Source organism: Bradyrhizobium sp. BWC-3-1 (assembly GCF_032917965.1).
Lineage (GTDB): Bacteria > Pseudomonadota > Alphaproteobacteria > Rhizobiales > Xanthobacteraceae > Bradyrhizobium > Bradyrhizobium canariense_D.
In genome coordinates this window covers 5,039,667-5,060,105 of sequence record NZ_CP136625.1, presented here as the reverse complement: position 1 = coordinate 5,060,105, position 20,439 = coordinate 5,039,667, and the positions used below count along the sequence as shown (strand labels likewise).

The window sequence follows — 20,439 nt, the reverse complement described above, 5'->3', positions numbered from 1 at the left end:
TGATTGGTTAAAGGCTCCTTGCGGCTTCCAGCACCTCGTCGGCGTGGCCGTCGACCCGGACATTGCGCCAGATCCGGGCGATCTTGCCGTCGGCGCCAAGCAGCATCGTGGTGCGAAGAATTCCCAGGAAGCTCTTGCCATACATGGACTTTTCGCCCCAGGCGCCGTAGGCCTCCAGCATCTCGTGCGTCTCATCCGAGACGAGGGGCACGCCGAGACCGTGCTTGTCGCGGAACTTGTCCTGAGCCTTGACCGGATCGGCGGAAATGCCGAGCACGGCGGTGCCAGCCTTGGCGAAGGCGCCGGTGAGCCGGGTGAAATCGATGGCCTCCCTGGTGCAGCCTGGCGTGTCGGCGCGGGGATAGAAGAACAGGACCAGCTTCTGGCCGGCATAATCCGACAGCGCGACGACGCCGCCGCCGTCGCGGGGCAGGCGGAAGGCGGGAGCCTTCTGCCCCTCAGCCAAGCCGGCCTTCGCCGCCGTTTCAGGCGCGGATGCCGATTTGGAAGAATTTAACCGTTTCGATGCGGCCTTATGCGATGTTGTCTTTGCTATGGTCCCAGTTGATTTGCTCGCCGGTGTCCGCTGTGATTTCGCGAGCTTGGTTTGAGTCGCAGCCCGCGCTTTCACGGGCGTCTTTTTAGCCGTCGGAGTGACGGAGGGCGTTTTGGACGATTTCTTTCGGGATTTCTTGGACATACGCCTTCCTTTCGTCGCTTTCGGCGGGTCAACCAAAGCGGTATTGCAGCCCTTTTCCGCTATGCCGGAATCGTGCCCTCGGCGGGGCGAGTCTGACGACGCCGGAGTCTGGTTACAAGGAATTCCACGCACCACCCCACTGCTCGTTGAACGCGCTCCCGGGGCGACATGACGAACAGAAGGAATATTCGAGGTATGGCGGCAATGCCGGCGCGGGAAGCTTCGCTTCCCGTCGACGGCTGCGGCCCCGGCGGCGCTCAATCCCACGACGGGCGCCTGTATCGAGAGGCAATGGCAAGGAATACGTCGCCCCAGGATTACAATCGGGATTTGGATCGGCGCGGCAGCCAACCAGAGCAGCAGCAATGGGACGACGCCGACTGGGATCCGGATCAGGAAGCGGCGGCGGGCCATCGGGCGCGCCGGCTGTTGTCGCGTTCCAATTCGGGCTTCCATCGCTTCGCTGACGGGTTTGGGCCGTTGCGCCGCTGGTTGGGCGGCGGTCGCTGGCTGAAGCGCGTGGCCGTGGTCGTCGGTGTCCTGGTCGTCATCTTCGTCGGCTGTTTCGGCGCGCTGTGGTGGCGGCTCGGCGCCGGTCCCATCAATCTCGACATTGCGACGCCGTGGCTCGCGGCCGCGATCGAGGACAATATCGGTCACGGCAACACCGTGGAGGTCGGCGGCACGCAGATCGAGCGGGCCGGGCGGATCCGCATCGCCGTGCGCATCCGTGATATCGTCGTGCGCGACCACGATCACGTCATTGTCGCCACCGCGCCGAAGGCCGAGGTGAAGCTGTCGGGTGCGGGCCTGCTGATGGGGCATCTGCGCGCCGAAAGCCTCAACCTCGTCGATGCCGAGCTCGCAATCCGGATCGCGCCTGACGGCACCGTCACGGTATCGGCCGGCGACACCGCAAAGCCGCTCGCAACCGGCGTCGCCTCCAAAAGGGACGCGGGACTGCCGCCGACTTTCCCGCGCAACGGTGTGCCACCGCCGCCATTCGCCACCGAGCCTGCGACCTCCGACGCACCGCAAGCCGCGCCCCAGGCCACGTCCCCGACTGGCATTCTTCAGGGCCTCGACTGGCTCGACAGTCTGAGCATGACCGGCCTCGACGGCCAGAATCTCAACGAGATCGGCCTGAAGAACGGCAATCTGATCGTCGACGACCAGCAGCGCGGCAGCAAATGGACGTTTGAGAACATCACGCTCAGCCTGCGCCGACCGAGCCGTGGCGGCGTCGCGCTCAGCCTCGGTGAAGAGGGCGCGCGTCCGTGGTCGTTGCGTGCCACGATCGGTCCCACCGAGAACGGCGTGCGCTCGGTCGATATCCGCGCCGACAAGGTCTCGACCGCCAACATCCTGCTGGCGCTGCGGGTGAAGGACCTCACCTACACCGCCGACCTGCCGCTGACCGGCGAGCTCAAGGGCGAGCTCGGCCGCGACGGCGTGCCGACTTTCTTTCGCGGCAAGATCACGGTCGGTGCGGGCAACATCATCGACACCGATACGCCCGATTATCCGATGGCAATCGACTCGGCCGAGATCAATGTCGAGTGGGACGCCAACCGGCGGGTGCTGGTCGCTCCGTTCAAGGTCCTCTCGGGCGCGAACCGCCTGACGCTTCTGGCTCATGTCGAGCCGCCCAACGGCACCGTCAATGACTGGCAGCTCGGTTTCAGTGGCGGTTCGATCCTGCTCGGCGGCATCGACAACGAGCCGCCGCTGGTCTTCAACCGTATTGCGATCGGCTTCCGCTTCGATACCGACCACAAGAGGCTGCTGTTGACCCAGGCCGATATCTCCAACGGAGAGATCGGCGTCGCCGGCACCGGTGCCATCGACTATTCGGGCGAGCCGCGGCTGACATTGGGTTTCGCGGGAACGCCGATGTCGGCCTCCGCGCTCAAGCGGATGTGGCCGACCCTTGTCGTTCCCGAGTTGCGCGAATGGGTGATCGAGCGGATCGAGCGTGGAACGCTCCAGCGCATCGAGATCGGCGTTAATTCACCGACGAAGAATCTTCCGCGCAAGGGCCCACCCATTCCCGACGACGGCTTGTCGGTCAATATCGTGGCGAGCGGTGTCACGGTTCGCCCCGTCGATGGCCTGCCCGTGGTGCACGATGCCGATTTGAAGGCGCGCGTGACCGGCCGCACCGCGACGGTGAATATCGGGCAGGGCATTGCCGATACGCCGGCGGGGCGCAAGGTCACGATTTCCGACTTTGTTTTCGAGGTGCCCGATATGGCGCCCAAGCCGTCGCCGTCGCGGACGAGGTTTCGTGTCGAAGGTCCGGTGCCTGCGGCCGCCGAAATGCTTTCCAACGATCGCTTGAGCGATCTGTCGTCGACCGTCATCGATCCCAATACTAGCAAGGGGACGTTCTCGGCGAACGTCCAGCTTGGGCTGCCGGTCAAGGGCGAGCTGACCAAAGCCGACACCACCTACAGCGTTACGGCCGATCTCAACGGTTTTGGTGCCGACAAGCTGGTGATGAACCAAAAGCTGGAGGCCAACAACCTCAAGATCGTCGCGAGCAACCAGGGCTATCAGGTCAAGGGCGACGTCAAGATCAACGGGCAGGCGGCCTCGCTCGATTACCGCAAGCCGGCCGAGGGCGATGCGGACGTCAAACTGCAGACCACGCTGGACGATGCGAGCCGCGCGCGCCTCGGATTCGATCTGGGTCCCGCCGTCAGCGGATCGGTGCCGATCAAACTGTCGGGCAAGATCGCCGGGGGACCCGACCAGACGACGAAGCTCGGCATCGAGGCCGACCTGACCTCGGTCAAGCTCGACAACATCCTGCCCGGCTGGGTCAAGCTGCCGGGAAGAGCGGGCAAGGCCAGCTTCAAGGTGGTGCCGACGGCGCAATCGACGCGTCTGGAGGACATCGTCATCGAAGGCGGCGGCGCCTCGATCAAGGGGTCGCTCGAGGTCGATGCCAACGGCGAGCTCATGAACGCGAACTTCCCGACCTACGCGCCATCCGACGGCGACAAGGCCTCACTCAAAGTGGAGCGCAGCCAGGACGGCGTGCTCAAGGGTACGATGCGCGGCGACGTATTCGACGGCCGCGGCTTCCTGAAGTCGGCGATCTCAGGCAATTCCAAGGACGATGCCAAGAGCAAGACGAAGAACCTCGATTTCGACATCGACGTGAAGCTCGGCGCCGTCATGGGTTTCAACGGCGAGGCGATGCGCAGCGTCGACGCCAAGATGTCGCGGCGCAATGGTGCGGTCAAAGCCTTCACGCTGAGCGGCAGGATCGGAAAAGACACGCCCGTGGCCGCCGACCTGCGCGGCGGCCGCGCCCAGGGCAACCGCGAGGTGATCTATCTCCAGACCAGCGATGCCGGCAACTTCCTGCGCTTCACAGACACCACCAACAAGGTCTTCGGCGGCCAGATGGTGGTGGCCATGGAGCCGCCGACGTCGGAGCCTACGACACGGGAAGGCCTGATCAACGTGCGCGACTTCTCGGTCAAGGGAATGGAGCAACTCGATCGCGTCGCGGCGGGCGCTCCCAACGGCGCCCAGAACGGCGTAGCCTTCACGGCGATGCGCGCGGAGTTCACGCGGCAGAACGGCGCGCTCACGATCCGCGACGGCGTGGTCAAGGGGCCGATGATCGGCGCCACCATCGAGGGCTCAATCGACTTTCCCGGCAACCAGGTTTGTATGAGCGGCACCTTCGTCCCGATGTACGGCGTCAACAACATCTTCGGCCAGATCCCGTTGTTCGGCATCTTCCTCGGCGGCGGCAACAATGAAGGATTGATCGGCGTGACCTACGAGGTCGTCGGCACGCCGGCAGCGCCCGTAATGCGCGTCAACCCGATTTCGGCGATGGCCCCCGGTCTGTTCCGCAAGATCTTCGAATTCAACACCGGCAAACAGAACTCGCCGTTCGAGGAATTCCCGTCGCAGTCGAACGATGGCTCGACCGGATCGACGCGCCAGCTATCGAGCGGCTGCACCCTCGCGCGACGTTAGTGGCGAGGCTACACCTTGGTTTCCGCGCCGCCTTACGCCGCGCGCACGCCCGCCAGGAAAGTCCCGACTTCGCCAGAGAGCTGCTCGGCCTGCTTGGAGAGGTTTGAGGCTGCTGCGAGCACCATGCCTGCGGCATTGCCGGTCTCGTTCGCTGCCGTACTGACGCCCCCGATATTGGTGGTGACTTCCTGGGTTGCCTCGGCCGTCTGGGAGACGCTGCGGGCGATCTCGGCCGTGGCGGCGCCTTGCTCCTCGATCGCGGCGCCGATCGAGGTCGCGATCCGGCTGACCTCCTCGATGGTGGCGGTGATGCCGCCGATGGCGTCCACCGCTTCCTTGGTCGCGCCCTGGATCTGGGCGATCTTGTCGCCGATCTCGCGGGTGGCTTCTGCAGTCTGGCTCGCCAGCGACTTCACCTCCGAAGCGACGACAGCAAAGCCGCGGCCGGCTTCACCGGCGCGTGCGGCCTCGATGGTGGCATTGAGCGCGAGCAGATTGGTCTGCGCCGCGATGCTGGAAATCAGCTCGGCGACGTGCTCGATCTGCTGGGCGCCGTCCGAGAGGGCGCGCACGATGGTGTCGGTGCGGCGGGCGCTGTCCACGGCGCGGCCGGTGACCACGGCGGACTGCGCGACCTGACGGCTGATCTCGGTGATGGAGGAGGAGAGCTCCTCGGCCGCGGCCGCGACCGTCTGGACGCGCTGGCTGGCTTCGGTGGCGGCCGAGCCGACGACGGCGGCGCGGCGGTTGGTGCCTTCCGCGGTCGACGACATCGACTTGGCGGTGACCTCCAGCTCGCCGGAGCCCGAGGCCATCAGGCCGACGAGCTGGCCGACGGAGGCATCGAACCGGTCGGCAAGCGAGATCAGCGCGTCGCGCTTCTCCTGTTCGCTGCGGGTCTTGGTGGCGACCTGCTCCGCCTCCAGCTTGCGGGCCGTCAGCGCGGTCTGCCTGAGCACTTCGAGGGTCTCGGCCATGCGGCCGATCTCGTCGCCGCGACCGGTCTCCTCGACCGCCGTGTCGATGGCGCCTTCGGAAATGGCCTGCATGCGGTTCTTCTGGCGATCGAGCGCGCCGAGCACGTCGCGGGCGATCAGCCAGGACAGTGTCGCCATCAGCAGCATCAAGCCGATGCCAATCGCCCCCAGCTCCAGCGTCAAGGCTCGCACGTCGGCGTCGATGTCGTCGACATAGAGGCCGTAGCTGATCGTCGCGTTCCAGGGCGCGAATTTGCGCGCGAAAACGGTCTTGCGGACGGGCTCCGTCTGGCCGGGGCGGGGGTAGAGATATGAGGTTACGCCGCCCTGAGCAGCCTGGTTGCCGGCCGTTACGATCGCATCTGCGATGAGGACACCGTTGGAGTCCTTGGCGCCCGTGATCTTGCCTTCGAGCTGCTGGTTCGCGCCATTGATCAGGATCGAGGTATCGGCGTTATAGACCACCGGATAGCCTTGGCCGCCATTGAAGCTCATGCGGCGGCCGCGCAGATGGAACTGGATTTTCGCTTCGGCCTGCGTCAGCTTGCCGGCGCCGACCTCCTCTTCGAGTGATTGGGCGAGGTTGTGGAGCATGTCGACCGCGGTCCGCATCTGCTGAACGCGATCCTCCAGCATGCGGCTCTTGCTGAGCACGGACGACACCCCGATGATGGCCGTGACCGTGAGTGCCGAAAGACAGACCATGCTGGCGAGCTTGGTGCGGATCTTGAGGTGACTCAGCAGCTTCATCACGGCCTCGACGGAATGGTTATTGTTGCTCGCGTCGGTAGCATGAAATTCTTACCAATCATGAATGGACGCGTGCGACGGCTGCTGCGCAAGCTGCGTGCGCAGCCGCGTGCGCAAACATGCAGGTCGTCATGCGCTTCTCGGGCGCATGGCGCGTCAACTCGGAGAAAAATCGTGTGGGTCTTTAGTCGCGACCTAATCCGTTGGGAGCGGCAATGAACCGATTCGTTCACCGCCTCATCATGTCGATGCTGCTGGTCGCGGTCCTCGTCCTGGTCTGGAACGTGCTGGGCTCGCGCTGAGATGGCACCCGTGAACATACGGATGCCATCTCTTCATTCGCGAATCAATCGCTGACGCCTCAGCGCCGCGCGAACGCGCCGCTAGTCCTTGCCCATCGCCGCATCGGCGCTGACCGAGCCGCCGCCGGCTGCCGAGAGGTAGAGGCAGGCGAAGCAGAACAGGATCGCCGCGGTGCCACCATTGAGCAGCGGCAGGAACACCGGCGTTTCGCCCTTGAACATGTGCCCCATGAAATAGGCGAAGGCCATCTCACCCGAGAGGATGAATGCCGCGAGGCGGGTAAACAGGCCGATCATCAGCAACGCGCCAAGCACGAGCTCAAGCGTACCGGCTGCGTAGATGATCGGCGGGATGTTTGCGAAGTAGGGAAGCACCGGAAACTTGAACAGCTTGGCGACACCGTACTGGAACAGCAGCAGGCCGGTGATGAAGCGAAACAGGCTCAAGAGAACCGGTTGAAAGCGAACGAGATAGGGAAAGTTCATTGGTTTGTGCCCTCCATCCAATGCTGCGACTAGGACCGCATTCAGTTCCGCCCTGCAAGCCGCCCAAGGGCAATTTGCGCTGACATTTTTGTCATGTCGGACAAAACACCGCAGGAAGGACTTTCAGCCGCGTGCGATCCACATCTTCGTAGCTGTTCGCGTCGTGCCCATCCGTAATTTCCCGGTGACGCGAATGCGCTCAAGTTACCTTCAGGAGACCTACCGCCGCAAGGCGGGCACGACCAGGAACGGGATCATCCCGAGCACCACGCTCGCGAGTGCGAAGGCGAGCAGCGCGTTGTAGCCATGGGTCGCGTCATGGATCAGGCCGCCGCTCCAGGAGCCGAAAGCCGAGCCGAGCCCGCTGCCGATCGAGATGGTGCCGTAGATGGTGCCGACGCGCTTGCCCCCAAAGATCTTCATCGCGGTCGCCGTGATCAGCGGTCCACGTGAGCCCATCATGCTGCCGAAGCAGACCACGAATCCGGTGAGCAGGAGGAAATTGGCGGAGTATTGCAACAGCCACAGCAGGAAGATGCCGAGGATCGAGATCGCGTAGCTGAGCAGCACCGACGGCCGGCGACCGATCAGGCCGTCGAGCGCGGACACGCCTAGCATGCCAAACACCAGCACGATGCCGGAGAAGCCCCAGGCCGTGGCGGCCTGCAGCGGTGGAAAGCCGGCATCGATCAAATAGGCCACGATCTGGGCGGCGATCGCATACATGCCGACCGCGGTGAAGAAGAATGTCGAGAACAGCGCCCAGAAGGCGTGATGGCGCATCGCGCTCGGAAGGGTCCAGCCGTGATCGACGAAATCCGGATCGGTCTTCTTCGCGATCTGCGGCGAGCCCGAGGCGAACAGCCGCCATGGCAGCAGCATGAGCGGCACCAGCAGGCCGAGCGCGGCGAAGCCGAACAGCTGGTAGGTTTCGCGCCACCCCAGATGATCGATCAAAAGCTGCGAGGCCGGCAGCAGCGCCAGCACGCCGCCACCCATGGCCGAGTAGACCACCGCCATCGCGGTCGGGAGTTTTGGGCCGAACCAGCGGCCCAGCAGGATCGAGTTCGGCACATTGCCGATGAAGGCGACGCCAATGCCGACGCAGAGTCCGATCGAGAGCTGGAACTGCCAGAGTGACTGCGCGTGGCTTGCGATCAGGAAGGCCGAGCCGAGCAGCAAAAGGCCCAGTGCATAGACGATGCGCGGTCCGGAATGATCGAACAGGCGCCCGACCAACGGCGCCGTCAGTCCGCTGACGAGCCACGTCAGCGAATAGATCGAGACCACTTGGGCGCGATCCCAGCCAAAGTTTTCCGAGATCGGCTTCAGGAAGACGGTGAAGCTTTCGCTGAGGCCGCGGCCGAGCACGGCGAGTGTGAAGCAGAGCGCGAGCACCACCAGCGCGGTGCGCACGACGCCCTGCGGCGTCGCCGTGACGCGTTCCCTGGTCGCTTGCTTGGACTGTTCCTCTAGCGTGTTCTGGTCCATTGCCGATCAGGGAGCGCGCTTCAGCGCGCCCTGACAAGCAGCGAAAAGCTCATACGCCTATGCAGGCCTCAGGAGGATGTGCTTCTTCTTGCCGAACGACAGCTTGACCACGCCTTCCGGCGTCAGGTCGGCCGCCGACAACGCCATCTTCTCGTTGGTGACGGGCTCGTCATTGACGCGCAGGCCGCCGCCCTTGATCTGGCGCCGTGCTTCGCCGTTGGAGGCAACGAGGCCCGCCTTGACGAAGGCGTTGAGCACGCCGAGGCCGGCGTCGAACTCGCCGCGCGGAATTTCCACGGTCGGCAGGCTCTCGGCCAGCGCGCCTTCCTCGAAGGTGCGGCGCGCGGTCTCGGCCGCCTCGTTCGCTGCGTCGCGGCCATGCAGGAGCGCGGTCGCCTCGGTGGCGAGCACCTTCTTGGCCTCGTTGATCTCGGAGCCTCCGAGCGCCTCGAGCTTCCTGATCTCGGTCATTGGCAGCGTCGTGAACAGCTTGAGGAACTTGCCGACGTCGGCGTCTTCGGTGTTGCGCCAGTACTGCCAGAAATCATACGGCGAGAACTGGTCGGCGTTGAGCCAGACCGCGCCCTGAGCGGTCTTGCCCATCTTGGCCCCCGACGCCGTCGTCAGCAGCGGCGTCGTCAGGGCGAACAGCTGATGCGTGCCCATGCGGCGGCCGAGATCGACGCCCATGATGATGTTGCCCCACTGGTCGGAGCCGCCCATCTGCAAGTTGCAGCCGGTCCGCCTGGCGAGCTCGACGAAGTCGTAGGCCTGGCAGATCATGTAGTTGAACTCGATGAAGCTCATCTCCTGCTCGCGCTCGAGGCGCAGGCGCACGGAGTCCATCGTCAGCATGCGGTTGACCGAGAAATGCCGCCCGACGTCGCGCAGCATCTCGATGTAGTTGAGCTTTGTCAGCCACTCGGCATTGTCGAGCATGATGGCGTCGCTCTTGCCCCCGCCATAGCGCAGCACCTTTGCGAACACGCCGCGGATCGATTCCTTGTTGGCCTCGATCTCGGCGACGGTGCGGATCGCGCGCGTCTCGTCCTTTCCGGAGGGATCGCCGACCATGGTTGTGCCGCCGCCCATCAGCGTGATCGGCTTGTTGCCGGACTGCTGCAGCCAGTGCAGCATCATCATGGTCAGGTAGTTGCCGATGTGCAGCGAGCGGGCGGTGCAATCGTAACCGACATAAGCCGTCGCCTCGCCCTTGGCGGCGAGGGCGTCCAGCCCCTCGAAATCGGAGCATTGGTGGATGAATCCACGTTCCTGCAGCGTATTGAGGAAATCCGATTTGAATGCAGTCATTTGTCGGCGCGCCTGACAATTCTTGGTTTACTGTTTTGGGAGCAATTTAAGGGTCATCCGTGGGAACTCGGTTGCTGCCCGCTACTTTGGCCTGTGGCATTATAAGATGTGTCCCTCTGGCACAAGATCGGCATGCCGGAAGGGTCTCTTGAGGACGCTGATCCATGATGTTGACGGCACTCGGTTTGATGAGCGGCACCTCGCTGGACGGGGTGGATGTTGCGCTGATCGAAACCGACGGAAAGCAGGTGAAGGCATTCGGGCCGTCCGGCTACCGGCCGTATAGCCCGGCGGAGCGCAACCTGCTGCGTCAGGCGCTGAGCGAGGCCGTGCACCTGGCGCAACGCGATGCTAGGCCGGGAGTTCTGGCCGAGGCCGAACGCGCAGTGACGCTCGCGCATGCCGAGGCGGTGGCCGCCTTCGTCGCCCAGAACCGGATGAAGCCGGAAGACATCGACATCGTCGGCTTCCACGGCCAGACCGTGCTGCACCGCCCCGAGAAGCGGCTGACGGTGCAGATCGGCGACGCGCCGGCGCTGGCCAGGGCGATCCATATCCCCGTGATGCATGATTTTCGCGCCGCCGACGTCGAGGCCGGCGGGCAGGGCGCGCCATTTGTGCCGGTTTATCACCGCGCGCTCGCCCATTCGCTGGAGCGCGAAGGGCCGATCATCGTGGTCAATATCGGCGGCGTCTCCAACATCACCTATATCGACGGCAACGACACGCTGATTGCCTGCGACACCGGACCCGGCAACGCGCTGCTCGACGATTTCATGTACCGCACCATGAACCAGGCGTTCGACGCGGACGGAAAGCTCGCAGCCCTCGGCAAGGCGGACGAAGCCTGGATCGCGCGGGCGCTGGAGCTGCCGTTCTTCGTAAGCCCGCCGCCGAAATCGCTCGACCGCAACGATTTTGCCGCACTAAAGCTCGGCGATGTCCTGCCGGCCGACGGCGCCGCGACCCTGACCGCCTTCACCGCGGCGGCCATCGCCCGCATCATCCCGCTGCTGCCACGCAGGCCGCGGAGCTGGATCGTCTGCGGCGGCGGCGCCCGCAACCGGACCATGCTCCAGATGCTGCGGGAGCGCGTTGGGTCCGCCACTGTCGAGGCCGCGGAGGCAGTCGGCTGGGCCTCCGACGCCATCGAGGCGCAGGCCTTCGGCTTCCTCGCCGCGCGCGGCCTGAAGGGCCTGCCGCTGTCGTATCCCGGGACCACGGGCGTGCCGATGCCGATGACGGGCGGGGTGATCGCGCGGCCTTGAGATGATAGGCGGGATGATGCAGATGCATTGATCTTGACAGGTAGATGCACATGCATCTATCTTTGATGCAGTTGCATCTAACCGTCGGGATTCTCGCCATGACCGCTTCACTGAAACTGATCAGCCACAAGCTTTGCCCCTATGTGCAGCGCGCGGTGATCGCGCTCAACGAGAAGGGCGTGCCGTTCGAGCGGGTCGACATCGATCTCGCCAATAAGCCCGACTGGTTTCTCAAACTGTCGCCGCTCGGCAAGGTGCCGGTGCTGGTCGTGACGAGCGAGAAGGGCGAGGTCGCGCTGTTCGAGAGCAACGTGATCTGCGAGTACATCGAGGAGACGCAAGGCGGCGTGAGACTGCATCCGGCGGATGCCTTGGAGCGTGCCGAGCACCGGGCGTGGATGGAGTTCGGTTCAGCAGTGCTCGCCGATCTCTGGGGCCTAGAGACCACGACCGATGCGGCGACGTTCGAGAGCAAGCGCCAGGCGCTGATGGTGAAGTTCGCCCGGGTCGAAGCGGCGCTCGGTGCCGGTCCTTATTTTGCTGGCGAAGCGTTCAGTCTCGTCGACGCCGTATTCGCCCCCGTCTTCCGCTACTTCGATCTGTTCGACGAGCTGACCGACCACGGCATTTTCCGCGATGTGCCGAAGGTCCGCGCATGGCGCGCCGAACTGGCGAAGCGTCCGAGCGTCCGTACTGCGGTGGGCGCGGACTATCCGCAATTGCTGCGCGCCTTCCTCGTGCGCCACGACGCGCATCTGCTCAAGCTTGCGGCCTGAGCCCACGCCGATGTCGCAATCCATGGCCTGGCTGATGCTGGTGATCGCAGGCGCACTCGATGTTGGCTGGGCGATCTCGATGAAATATGCGGAAGGCTACACGCGCGCTGGCTGGAGCGTCGTTTCGCTCGTGCTGCTCGTAGCCTTCGTTGTCCTGCTCGGGCGTGCTTTGAAGGTGCTCGAGGTCGGCGTCGCCTATTCGGTCTGGACCGGCATCGGCGCCGCCGGCACCGTCGTCATGGGTGTGGTGCTGTTCGGCGAGGCGCTGAGCGCAATGAAGATCGCGGGGATCCTGCTGGTGCTGACGGGGATCGCGGCGCTCAAGCTGGCCTAGAGCTCTGCGGCCATTTTCGCGAGCGTCGCGATCGTTTTCATGTTGCGCGCGGTGCCGGTCTTGGCGGCGGGGATGACCAGCTTCGACGTGCCCATGCCGTCGCCGTAATGCACGTAGATCTCGCGGCGGCCGAGGCGGATCTCCTCCTTGTTCTGGCCGCGAATGCCGGCGAGCGCATCCGCCGGCGGCGCCTTGTCGAGGAAGATCGCGACGGTACGGTTGGGGGCGGCCTTTGGAAACGGATTATCGGCCAAGACCTGCGCCATCTCGGTGGCGCTGCGCACGAGCACGCCGACCGGCGCGCCGGCATAGGCGTGCAACCGCTTTTCGAGTGCGGTCTTGATCGCAGATTGCGACTTGCGGCTTGTGAAGACGACGTTGCCGCTTGCAATATAGGTGCGCACGGCGGCGTAGCCGAGCTCCTCGCACATGGCCTTGAGTTCGCTCATCGGCAATTTGCCGGTGCCGCCGACATTCACGGCACGCAGCAATGCGATGAACGCACCCACGGAAAGCTCAGCGCACGTTGGCGAGGCGCATGTCGAGATAGGCGGTGATGGTTTCCATCAGCGGCTCGAGCTTGGCGTCGAAGAAGTGGTTGGCGCCCGGGATGACCTGCTGGTCGATCACGATGCCCTTCTGGGTCTTCAGCTTCTCGACCAGCGTGTTGACGTCCTTGGGCGGCACCACCGCGTCCTTCTCGCCATGCACGATCAGCCCCGAGGACGGGCAGGGTGCGAGGAACGAGAAGTCGTAGAGGTTGGCGGGCGGCGCGATCGAGATGAAGCCCTCGACCTCGGGGCGGCGCATCAGCAGCTGCATGCCGATCCAGGCGCCGAAGGAGAAGCCGGCAACCCAGCAGGCGCGCGCTTCGGGATTGATGGTCTGCGCCCAGTCGAGCGCCGCGGCCGCGTCCGACAATTCGCCGGTGCCGTGGTCGAACGAGCCCTGGCTGCGGCCGACGCCGCGGAAATTGAATCGCAGCACCGAGAAGCCACGATGCGCGAACGCATAGTAGCACTGGTAGATGATCTGGTGATTCATCGTGCCGTGGAACTGCGGATGCGGGTGCAGGACCATCGCGATCGGCGCGTTCTTCTGCTTGGCCGGATGGTAGCGGCCTTCGAGACGGCCGGCGGGGCCGGTGAAAATAACTTCAGGCATGATGATCTCTTGATTGATCCCTTGAAGACGCTCTTCAACAATCAACCGATTGTGCGGATTTCATCGGCTGCTGGGCCGATCAAGCCGCGAATGGAAGGGTGGAGCGGCGCCCTCGGATGATGCGCGAGCGGCGCGCGGCGAACTGACGCGCGCGTTCTAACATGAGGCGAGGGTCAAAAAGCAAGCATCTTGAACATCCCGCAATCGGCTCAAGACGTTAGCGTGTCATGGCCGTCATCGCGCGAAGGCGATTGGGAATCGAGATTGCCAAGCGCTGCCCGGGGGTCCATGTCGGGTACCAGTGCGGGCGAAGCAGCCTGGTCCGAATGGTAACATAATACGTCATGCCGAGCCGTGTTTATCTCGACTGGAACGCGACCACGCCGCTTCGCTCCGAGGCGCGAGGCGCAATGCTCGCAGCCTACGAGCTGATCGGCAATCCGTCCTCTGTTCACGCCGAGGGGCGCGAGGCGCGACGGCTTGTCGAGGGGGCGCGGGCCATCCTTGCGACCGCAGTAGGCGCGCTGCCGCGGAACGTCGTCTTCACCTCCACGGGAACCGAAGCCAACGCGCTGGCGCTTTCACCGGGGCTTCGGGGGCCGTCTGGGGGGCCTGTCGAGCGGCTTCTGGTCTCGGCCGTCGAGCATGCTTCGGTACTGGCAGGCGGCCGGTTCCCGGCAGATGAGATCGGTCAGATCAGGGTCACACGCTCCGGCGTGATCGACCTCGATCATTTGAAGGCGCTGCTCAGAGAGGGCCCGCCGGCGCTGGTCTCTATCATGGCGGCCAACAACGAGACGGGCGCGCTGCAGCCTATCGCCGAGACCGCGGGAATCGTTCACGGGGCCGGCGGCCTCCTGCACGTCGACGCAATCCAGGCGCTTGGGAAAATCCCCTTCGATATCAAGGTGATCGGTGCGGACCTTGCGACCTTTTCTGCGCACAAGATCGGCGGCCCCAAGGGGGTCGGCGCGCTGGTCGTGGCCGAGGGCGTGGCCGGACTTGAGCCGGTGCTGCGGGGCGGCGGGCAGGAGCTGAACCGGCGCGCCGGAACCGAGAATGTCGCCGGCATTGCCGGCTTCGGGGCATCCGTGCGGGCTGCCCTTCAGGCTTTGCCGGAGGATGCGGAACGGATGGCAACCCTCAGAGATCGCTTGGAAAATGGCATTCGCTCCATGGCCGGCGCAACGGTCTTCTCAGATGACGCCAGGCGGTTGCCAAATACCGTTCTTTTCACGGCTCCCGGCTTGAAAGCCGAGACCGCGGTGATCGGTTTCGACCTCGAAGGTGTCGCGGTGTCCTCGGGCTCTGCCTGTTCCTCGGGCAAGGTACAGCCGTCCCACGTGCTGTCGGCGATGGGGTATGATCCCACCGTCGCCCAAGGAGCGGTGCGTCTCAGTCTGGGCTGGTCCACGGAGCCGGATGACATCAACAGGGCGTTAGAGGCTTGGCGAAAGCTCGGTAATACCCTACTTAAGGGATAAGCGATGAAACACGGCTTGAACGGTTCTAAGCGCGTGCGTCCCGCCAAGAAACATCGTAATAGTCGTCCGAATTTGATGATCCACCGCGGTCCTTGAAACCGCGAGCGGAGGATAGAATGCCAGCCGTGCAAGAGACGGTCGAGCGCGTGAAGCGCATCGACGTCGATCAGTATCGTTATGGGTTTGAGACCCTGATCGAGTCCGACAAGGCCCCAAAGGGGCTGTCGGAAGAAACCGTCAAGTTCATCTCCGAGAAGAAGAACGAACCCGCCTGGATGCTCCAGTGGCGGCTCGAGGCCTATCGGCGCTGGCTGACCATGACCGAGCCGACCTGGGCCCGCGTCGACTATCCCAAGATCGACTTTCAGGACCTCTATTATTATTCGGCTCCCAAGCCGAAGAAGACGATCACCTCGCTCGACGAGATCGATCCCGAGATTCTGAAGACCTACGAGAAGCTCGGCATTCCCTTGCGGGAAGTCGCCATGCTCGAAGGCGTCGAGCCGAAGCCCGGCGAGGAAGACCCCAACAGGCGCAAGATCGCGGTCGACGCGGTGTTCGATTCGGTCTCGGTTGCGACCACCTTCAAGGCCGAGCTGAAGAAGGCCGGCGTGATCTTCATGCCGATCTCGGAGGCGATCCGCGAGCATCCCGAGCTGGTGCAGAAATATCTGGGATCGGTGGTGCCGACGTCGGACAATTTCTACGCAACGCTGAACTCGGCGGTGTTCTCGGACGGCTCGTTCGTTTACGTGCCGCCGGGCGTGCGCTGCCCGATGGAACTGTCCACCTACTTCCGCATCAACGAGCGCAACACTGGCCAGTTCGAGCGCACGCTGATCATTGCCGACAAGGGCTCCTACGTCTCTTATCTCGAGGGCTGCACCGCGCCGCAGCGCGACGAGAACCAGCTGCACGCGGCCGTGGTCGAACTCGTCACGCACGACGACGCCGAGATCAAATATTCGACGGTGCAGAACTGGTATCCCGGCAATTCGGAAGGCAAAGGCGGCATCTACAATTTCGTCACCAAGCGTGGTGACTGCCGCGGCAACAATTCCAAGATCTCCTGGACCCAGGTCGAGACAGGTTCGGCGATCACCTGGAAGTATCCGAGCTGCATCCTGCGGGGCGACAATTCGCGTGGTGAATTCTATTCGATCGCGATCTCGAATGGCTATCAGCAGGTCGACAGCGGCACCAAGATGATCCATCTCGGCAAGAACACGTCGAGCCGTATCATCTCCAAGGGCATCGCCGCCGGCAGATCGCAGAACACCTATCGCGGCCTCGTGACGGCGCATCGCAAGGCGACCGGCGCGCGCAACTTCACCGCCTGCGATTCGCTGTTGATCGGCGACAAATGCGGCGCGCACACCGTGCCCTACATCGAAGCCAAGAACTCGTCGGCGACGTTCGAGCACGAGGCCACCACGTCCAAGATCTCCGAGGACGTGCTGTTCTACTGCATCCAGCGCGGCCTCACGCAGGAGGAGGCGGTCGGCCTCGTCGTCAACGGCTTCGTCAAGGACGTGCTGCAGCAACTGCCGATGGAATTCGCGGTGGAAGCGCAGAAGCTGATCTCGATCTCGCTTGAAGGATCGGTCGGCTAGCGCCGGCCCTCGCGGCGCGCGTCGCGCGCCCTATGCATCATTTGAATAAACTGGACACCAAGATGGCTTTGCTTGAAGTGAAAGACCTCAAGGTTCGTGTCGAGGAGCGTGAGATCCTCCATGGGTTGACGCTGACCGTGAACGAGGGCGAGATCCACGCGATCATGGGGCCGAACGGCTCCGGCAAATCGACGCTGTCCCACGTCATCGCCGGCAAGCCTGGTTACGAGGTCACCGACGGCGAGATCCTGTTCAAGGGCGAAGACCTGCTCGCGATGGCGCCCAACGAACGGGCCGCCAAGGGCGTGTTCCTGGCGTTCCAGTATCCGGTCGAGATCCCCGGCGTCTCCACCATGAATTTCCTGCGCACCGCGCTGAACGCGCAGCGCAAGGCGCGCGGCGAGGGCGAATATTCGACGCCCGACTTTTTGAAGAAAGTCCGCGAAGTCTCGAAGTCGCTGAACATCCCGCAGGACATGCTCAAGCGCGGTGTCAATGTCGGCTTCTCCGGCGGCGAGAAGAAGCGCAATGAGGTGCTGCAGATGGCGCTGTTCGAGCCGAGCCTGTGCATCCTCGACGAGATGGATTCCGGCCTCGACATCGACGCGCTGCGCATTGCAGCCGACGGCGTCAACGCGCTGCATTCGCCCAAGCGCGCGATGGTCGTCATCACCCATTATCAGCGGCTGCTGAACTATATCGTGCCTGACGTCGTGCACGTGATGTCAAAAGGCCGTGTCGTGAAGAGCGGTGGCAAGGAACTGGCGCTGGAGCTGGAAGCGTCCGGCTACGCCCAGTTCGAGGACGCCGCGTAAGGAATTTTGAGATGAACGTTGCTGTGGCAAAGACCGGAAACGGCCGCGCGGTGAGCGATCTCTTCGCCAGCGCCGAAAGCCGGCTGCCGGGTTCGCCTTCCGTGATCGCGGTACGCCGCGAGGCGTTCGAGACCTATGAGCGTCTCGGCCTGCCGCACCGCCGGATCGAGGAGTGGAAGTACACCGATCTGCGCGCGCTGGTCGGCGAGGTACTGCCGCTCGCGGCTGCGCCCGATGCGACTGCGTTGAAGCGCGCCGCGGACGCGGTGAAAGCACATGCGATCGCCGGCGCCCGCAAGCTGGTGCTGGTCGACGGTGTGTTCGCTCCCGATCTCTCCGACGTCAAGGCGCTCGCCTCCGAGGCGGGCTTTAAGACATTGCGGGAGACGCTGGAGAAGGATTCCGGTCTGTTAAGGACCGCGGCCATCGATGCGGTGATCGCGCTGAACGCGGCGATGGCGACCGACGGTGTCGTGCTTGATATCGCCGACGGCACGCAGCTGTCCGCGCCGATCCAGATCATTCACGTCGCGGTTGCATCTTCCGCGTCGGCTTTCACCCGCTCGCAGGTTGCGGTCGGGAAGGGCGCTCGTGCCACCATCATCGAGAGCTTTGTCGCGGCCGGGGCCAAGGCTTACCAGGTCAACGATGCCGTCATCCTCTCGGTTGGCGATAATGCCGACATCGCGCATATCCGTCTGATGGACGATTCGCCGGATGCTGTGAACATCACCTCGCAGTTCGTCACGGTCGGCGCGAATACAAAGCTGAACTTCTTTAACATGACGACCGGCGCGGCAGTCAGCCGCCTGCAGGGCTTCATCACGCTGGCAGGCGAGGGCAGCGAGCTCTCCGTCAACGGCGTGAACCTGTTGCAGAAGACCGAACATGGCGACACCACGCTGGTGGTCGACCATGCCGTGCCGAACTGCGTCAGCCGAGAAGTTTTCCGCGCCGTGATCGACGATCGCGCCCATTCGGTGTTCCAGGGCCGCATCATCGTTCGTCCCGATGCGCAGAAGACCGACGGCAAGATGATGATCCGCGCGCTGCTGCTCTCGGATGAGGCGGAAGCCGACAACAAGCCCGAGCTCGAGATCTTTGCGGACGACGTCTCCTGCGGTCACGGCGCCACCGCCGGTGCGCTGGACGACAGTCTGCTGTTCTATCTGAAGGCGCGCGGCCTGCCGGAGAAGCAGGCCCAGGCGCTGCTGATCCAGGCCTTCGTCGGCGAGGCGATCGAGCAGATCGCCGACGATGATCTGCGCGAGCACGTGATCGGCATTGCCGAGCGCTGGCTGGAGCGGCGCCAATGAGCACGCATCCGGCAGTCAAGAACGGCTCTTACGACGTTGCGCGCGTGCGCCAGGATTTTCCGGCGCTGGCCATGCAGATCTACGGCAAGCCGCTGGTCTATCTCGACAACGCCGCATCTGCGCAGAAGCCGAGCGCCGTGCTCGATCGCATGACGCAGGCCTACACCTCCGAATATGCCAACGTGCACCGCGGCCTGCATTATCTCGCCAACGCCGCGACCGAAGCCTATGAGGGCGGCCGCACCAAGGTGGCGCAGTTCATCAACGCGCCGCGGACCGAGGAAGTGATCTTCACCCGCAACGCGACCGAGGCGATCAACCTCGTCGCCTCGTCCTGGGGCGAGCCGAACATCAAAGCAGGCGACGAGATCGTCATTTCGATCATGGAGCACCACTCCAACATCGTGCCCTGGCATTTCCTCAGGGAACGCCATGGTGCCGTGATCAAATGGGCGCCGGTCGACGACGAGGGTAATTTCCTCATCGACGAATTCGAAAAGCTGCTGACGTCGAAGACCAAGCTGGTCGCGATCACGCAGATGTCGAACGCGCTTGGCACCATCGTCCCGGTCAAGGACGTTGTGAAGATCGCCCACGCCCGCGGCATTCCCGTGCTGGTCGACGGCAGCCAGGGCGCGGTGCATATCCCAGTCGACGTCCAGGACCTCGGCTGCGACTTCTATGTCTTCACCGGCCACAAGGTCTACGGGCCGACCGGCATCGGCGTGCTCTGGGCCAAGTACGACCACCTGGTCGCGATGCGCCCCTATAACGGCGGCGGCGAAATGATCCGCGAGGTCTCGCGCGACATCGTCACCTACGGCGATCCCCCGCACAAATTCGAGGCCGGCACGCCGGCGATCGTCGAGGCCGTCGGGCTCGGCGCCGCGATCGACTACGTCAATTCGATCGGCAAGGAGCGCATCGCCGCGCACGAGCACGATCTCGTCACCTACGCCCAGGATAAGCTGCGCGAGATCAACTCGCTGCGGCTGATCGGCACGGCGCGGGGCAAGGGCCCGGTGATCTCCTTCGAACTCAAGGGCGCGCACGCCCACGACGTCGCCACCGTGATCGACCGCCAGGGCATCGCGGTGCGCGCCGGCACCCATTGCGTGATGCCGCTTTTAGAGCGGTTCAACGTCACAGCCACGTGCCGGGCGTCGTTCGGCATGTATAATACGCGGGAAGAAGTCGATCATCTGGCACAGGCGCTGTTGAAGGCGCGGGATTTGTTCGCATGAGTGACACGGCCGAAATCAAAGCCAATCCGATGGAAACCCAGTCGGCGCTGCCGCCTGACGAGACCGAGCGTCTCACCACCGAGATCATCGCCGGGCTCAAGACCGTGTTCGACCCGGAAATCCCGGCTGATATCTACGAGCTCGGCCTGATCTACAAGGTCGAGATCAAGGACGATCGTTCCGTCGATGTGCAAATGACGCTGACGACACCGAATTGCCCGGCCGCCGGCGAGCTGCCGACCATGGTCGAGAACGCGGTCGCCAGCGTCCCCGGCGTCGGCGTGGTCGACGTCAAGGTGGTCTGGGAGCCGGCCTGGACGCCGGAACGCATGAGCGACGAGGCCCGCCTCGTGCTCAACATGTGGTGACGCGTAACCTCGGCTTTAGATCCTTGTTAGATCCTTGG

At 64.0% G+C, this 20,439-nt stretch carries 17 protein-coding genes; 10 read left to right on the top strand and 7 right to left on the bottom strand.

What is annotated here, in order from left to right:
• Positions 1 to 7: 7 nt before the first annotated feature.
• Positions 8 to 700: a peroxiredoxin gene (locus RX329_RS24605; RefSeq protein WP_317244424.1), complete on the bottom strand. Its 693-nt coding sequence runs from the start codon at positions 698 to 700 to the stop codon at positions 8 to 10.
• Positions 701 to 904: 204 nt separating this feature from the next.
• On the opposite strand from RX329_RS24605, the gene RX329_RS24600 reads away from it, so the two are divergent.
• Positions 905 to 4,702, top strand: a complete 3,798-nt coding sequence (locus RX329_RS24600) for a DUF3971 domain-containing protein (protein ID WP_085385291.1) — start codon at positions 905 to 907, stop codon at positions 4,700 to 4,702.
• A 32-nt stretch (positions 4,703 to 4,734) separates the two neighbouring features.
• On the opposite strand, the gene RX329_RS24595 is transcribed toward RX329_RS24600, so the two are convergent.
• From RX329_RS24595 to tyrS, 4 genes are all read right to left on the bottom strand, one after another.
• Positions 4,735 to 6,429, bottom strand: coding sequence for a methyl-accepting chemotaxis protein (locus RX329_RS24595; protein WP_018454462.1), 1,695 nt, complete (start codon positions 6,427 to 6,429; stop codon positions 4,735 to 4,737).
• A 383-nt stretch (positions 6,430 to 6,812) separates the two neighbouring features.
• Positions 6,813 to 7,217: a DoxX family protein gene (locus tag RX329_RS24590; RefSeq protein WP_018454461.1), complete on the bottom strand. Its 405-nt coding sequence runs from the start codon at positions 7,215 to 7,217 to the stop codon at positions 6,813 to 6,815.
• 219 nt (positions 7,218 to 7,436) lie between these two features.
• Positions 7,437 to 8,708, bottom strand: coding sequence for an MFS transporter (locus tag RX329_RS24585; protein ID WP_085353503.1), 1,272 nt, complete (start codon positions 8,706 to 8,708; stop codon positions 7,437 to 7,439).
• A 57-nt stretch (positions 8,709 to 8,765) separates the two neighbouring features.
• The gene (gene tyrS, locus RX329_RS24580) at positions 8,766 to 10,019 is read right to left on the bottom strand and encodes a tyrosine--tRNA ligase (protein ID WP_085358777.1); all 1,254 of its coding nucleotides are present in this window, start codon (positions 10,017 to 10,019) and stop codon (positions 8,766 to 8,768) included.
• Positions 10,020 to 10,183: 164 nt separating this feature from the next.
• Between tyrS and RX329_RS24575 the strand changes: the two genes are divergently transcribed.
• From RX329_RS24575 to RX329_RS24565, 3 genes are all read left to right on the top strand, one after another.
• Positions 10,184 to 11,287 carry an anhydro-N-acetylmuramic acid kinase gene (locus tag RX329_RS24575; protein WP_018454458.1) on the top strand — a complete coding sequence of 368 codons (1,104 nt, stop codon included), beginning with the start codon at positions 10,184 to 10,186 and terminating at the stop codon, positions 11,285 to 11,287.
• Positions 11,288 to 11,385: 98 nt separating this feature from the next.
• On the top strand, positions 11,386 to 12,063 hold the full coding sequence (locus tag RX329_RS24570; protein WP_018454457.1) for a glutathione S-transferase family protein: 678 nt from the start codon (positions 11,386 to 11,388) through the stop codon (positions 12,061 to 12,063).
• A gap of 10 nt (positions 12,064 to 12,073) precedes the next feature.
• Complete coding sequence (locus RX329_RS24565) at positions 12,074 to 12,397, top strand: DMT family transporter (RefSeq protein WP_039799056.1); 324 nt, start codon at positions 12,074 to 12,076, stop codon at positions 12,395 to 12,397.
• On the opposite strand, the gene RX329_RS24560 is transcribed toward RX329_RS24565, so the two are convergent.
• Together RX329_RS24560 and RX329_RS24555 are read right to left on the bottom strand one after the other, a co-directional pair.
• On the bottom strand, positions 12,394 to 12,906 hold the full coding sequence (locus RX329_RS24560) for a DUF1697 domain-containing protein (RefSeq protein ID WP_085358775.1): 513 nt from the start codon (positions 12,904 to 12,906) through the stop codon (positions 12,394 to 12,396). The genes RX329_RS24565 and RX329_RS24560 overlap by 4 nt on opposite strands.
• 7 nt (positions 12,907 to 12,913) lie before the next feature.
• Positions 12,914 to 13,561: an alpha/beta hydrolase gene (locus RX329_RS24555; RefSeq protein ID WP_007591562.1), complete on the bottom strand. Its 648-nt coding sequence runs from the start codon at positions 13,559 to 13,561 to the stop codon at positions 12,914 to 12,916.
• A gap of 344 nt (positions 13,562 to 13,905) precedes the next feature.
• Between RX329_RS24555 and RX329_RS24550 the strand changes: the two genes are divergently transcribed.
• The 6 genes from RX329_RS24550 (at position 13,906) to RX329_RS24525 (ending at position 20,401) form a co-directional block, all read left to right on the top strand.
• Positions 13,906 to 15,045 (top strand): cysteine desulfurase family protein, encoded by a 1,140-nt coding sequence (locus RX329_RS24550; RefSeq protein ID WP_085358774.1) that lies wholly within the window; start codon positions 13,906 to 13,908, stop codon positions 15,043 to 15,045.
• A gap of 116 nt (positions 15,046 to 15,161) precedes the next feature.
• Positions 15,162 to 16,658, top strand: a complete 1,497-nt coding sequence (sufB, locus tag RX329_RS24545; protein ID WP_007609805.1) for a Fe-S cluster assembly protein SufB — start codon at positions 15,162 to 15,164, stop codon at positions 16,656 to 16,658.
• A gap of 62 nt (positions 16,659 to 16,720) precedes the next feature.
• Positions 16,721 to 17,473 (top strand): Fe-S cluster assembly ATPase SufC, encoded by a 753-nt coding sequence (gene sufC, locus RX329_RS24540; RefSeq protein ID WP_007609807.1) that lies wholly within the window; start codon positions 16,721 to 16,723, stop codon positions 17,471 to 17,473.
• An 11-nt stretch (positions 17,474 to 17,484) separates the two neighbouring features.
• On the top strand, positions 17,485 to 18,789 hold the full coding sequence (gene sufD / locus RX329_RS24535; RefSeq protein WP_085358772.1) for a Fe-S cluster assembly protein SufD: 1,305 nt from the start codon (positions 17,485 to 17,487) through the stop codon (positions 18,787 to 18,789).
• Positions 18,786 to 20,033: a cysteine desulfurase gene (locus RX329_RS24530; protein WP_018454451.1), complete on the top strand. Its 1,248-nt coding sequence runs from the start codon at positions 18,786 to 18,788 to the stop codon at positions 20,031 to 20,033. Before sufD ends, RX329_RS24530 begins: the two co-directional genes overlap by 4 nt.
• The gene (locus tag RX329_RS24525; protein WP_085353497.1) at positions 20,030 to 20,401 is read left to right on the top strand and encodes an SUF system Fe-S cluster assembly protein; all 372 of its coding nucleotides are present in this window, start codon (positions 20,030 to 20,032) and stop codon (positions 20,399 to 20,401) included. The genes RX329_RS24530 and RX329_RS24525 overlap by 4 nt, the downstream gene beginning before the upstream one ends.
• Positions 20,402 to 20,439 lie beyond the last annotated feature (38 nt).

Bases quoted from the DNA above. Each gene is read 5' to 3' on its own strand.
- RX329_RS24605 (WP_317244424.1), bottom strand. From the start codon at position 700: ATGTCCAAGAAATCCCGAAAGAAATCGTCCAAAACGCCCTCCGTCACT.
- RX329_RS24600 (WP_085385291.1), top strand. From the start codon at position 905: ATGCCGGCGCGGGAAGCTTCGCTTCCCGTCGACGGCTGCGGCCCCGGC.
- RX329_RS24595 (WP_018454462.1), bottom strand. From the start codon at position 6,429: ATGAAGCTGCTGAGTCACCTCAAGATCCGCACCAAGCTCGCCAGCATG.
- RX329_RS24590 (WP_018454461.1), bottom strand. From the start codon at position 7,217: ATGAACTTTCCCTATCTCGTTCGCTTTCAACCGGTTCTCTTGAGCCTG.
- RX329_RS24585 (WP_085353503.1), bottom strand. From the start codon at position 8,708: ATGGACCAGAACACGCTAGAGGAACAGTCCAAGCAAGCGACCAGGGAA.
- tyrS (WP_085358777.1), bottom strand. From the start codon at position 10,019: ATGACTGCATTCAAATCGGATTTCCTCAATACGCTGCAGGAACGTGGA.
- RX329_RS24575 (WP_018454458.1), top strand. From the start codon at position 10,184: ATGATGTTGACGGCACTCGGTTTGATGAGCGGCACCTCGCTGGACGGG.
- RX329_RS24570 (WP_018454457.1), top strand. From the start codon at position 11,386: ATGACCGCTTCACTGAAACTGATCAGCCACAAGCTTTGCCCCTATGTG.
- RX329_RS24565 (WP_039799056.1), top strand. From the start codon at position 12,074: ATGTCGCAATCCATGGCCTGGCTGATGCTGGTGATCGCAGGCGCACTC.
- RX329_RS24555 (WP_007591562.1), bottom strand. From the start codon at position 13,561: ATGCCTGAAGTTATTTTCACCGGCCCCGCCGGCCGTCTCGAAGGCCGC.
- RX329_RS24550 (WP_085358774.1), top strand. From the start codon at position 13,906: ATGCCGAGCCGTGTTTATCTCGACTGGAACGCGACCACGCCGCTTCGC.
- sufB (WP_007609805.1), top strand. From the start codon at position 15,162: ATGCCAGCCGTGCAAGAGACGGTCGAGCGCGTGAAGCGCATCGACGTC.
- sufC (WP_007609807.1), top strand. From the start codon at position 16,721: ATGGCTTTGCTTGAAGTGAAAGACCTCAAGGTTCGTGTCGAGGAGCGT.
- sufD (WP_085358772.1), top strand. From the start codon at position 17,485: ATGAACGTTGCTGTGGCAAAGACCGGAAACGGCCGCGCGGTGAGCGAT.
- RX329_RS24530 (WP_018454451.1), top strand. From the start codon at position 18,786: ATGAGCACGCATCCGGCAGTCAAGAACGGCTCTTACGACGTTGCGCGC.
- RX329_RS24525 (WP_085353497.1), top strand. From the start codon at position 20,030: ATGAGTGACACGGCCGAAATCAAAGCCAATCCGATGGAAACCCAGTCG.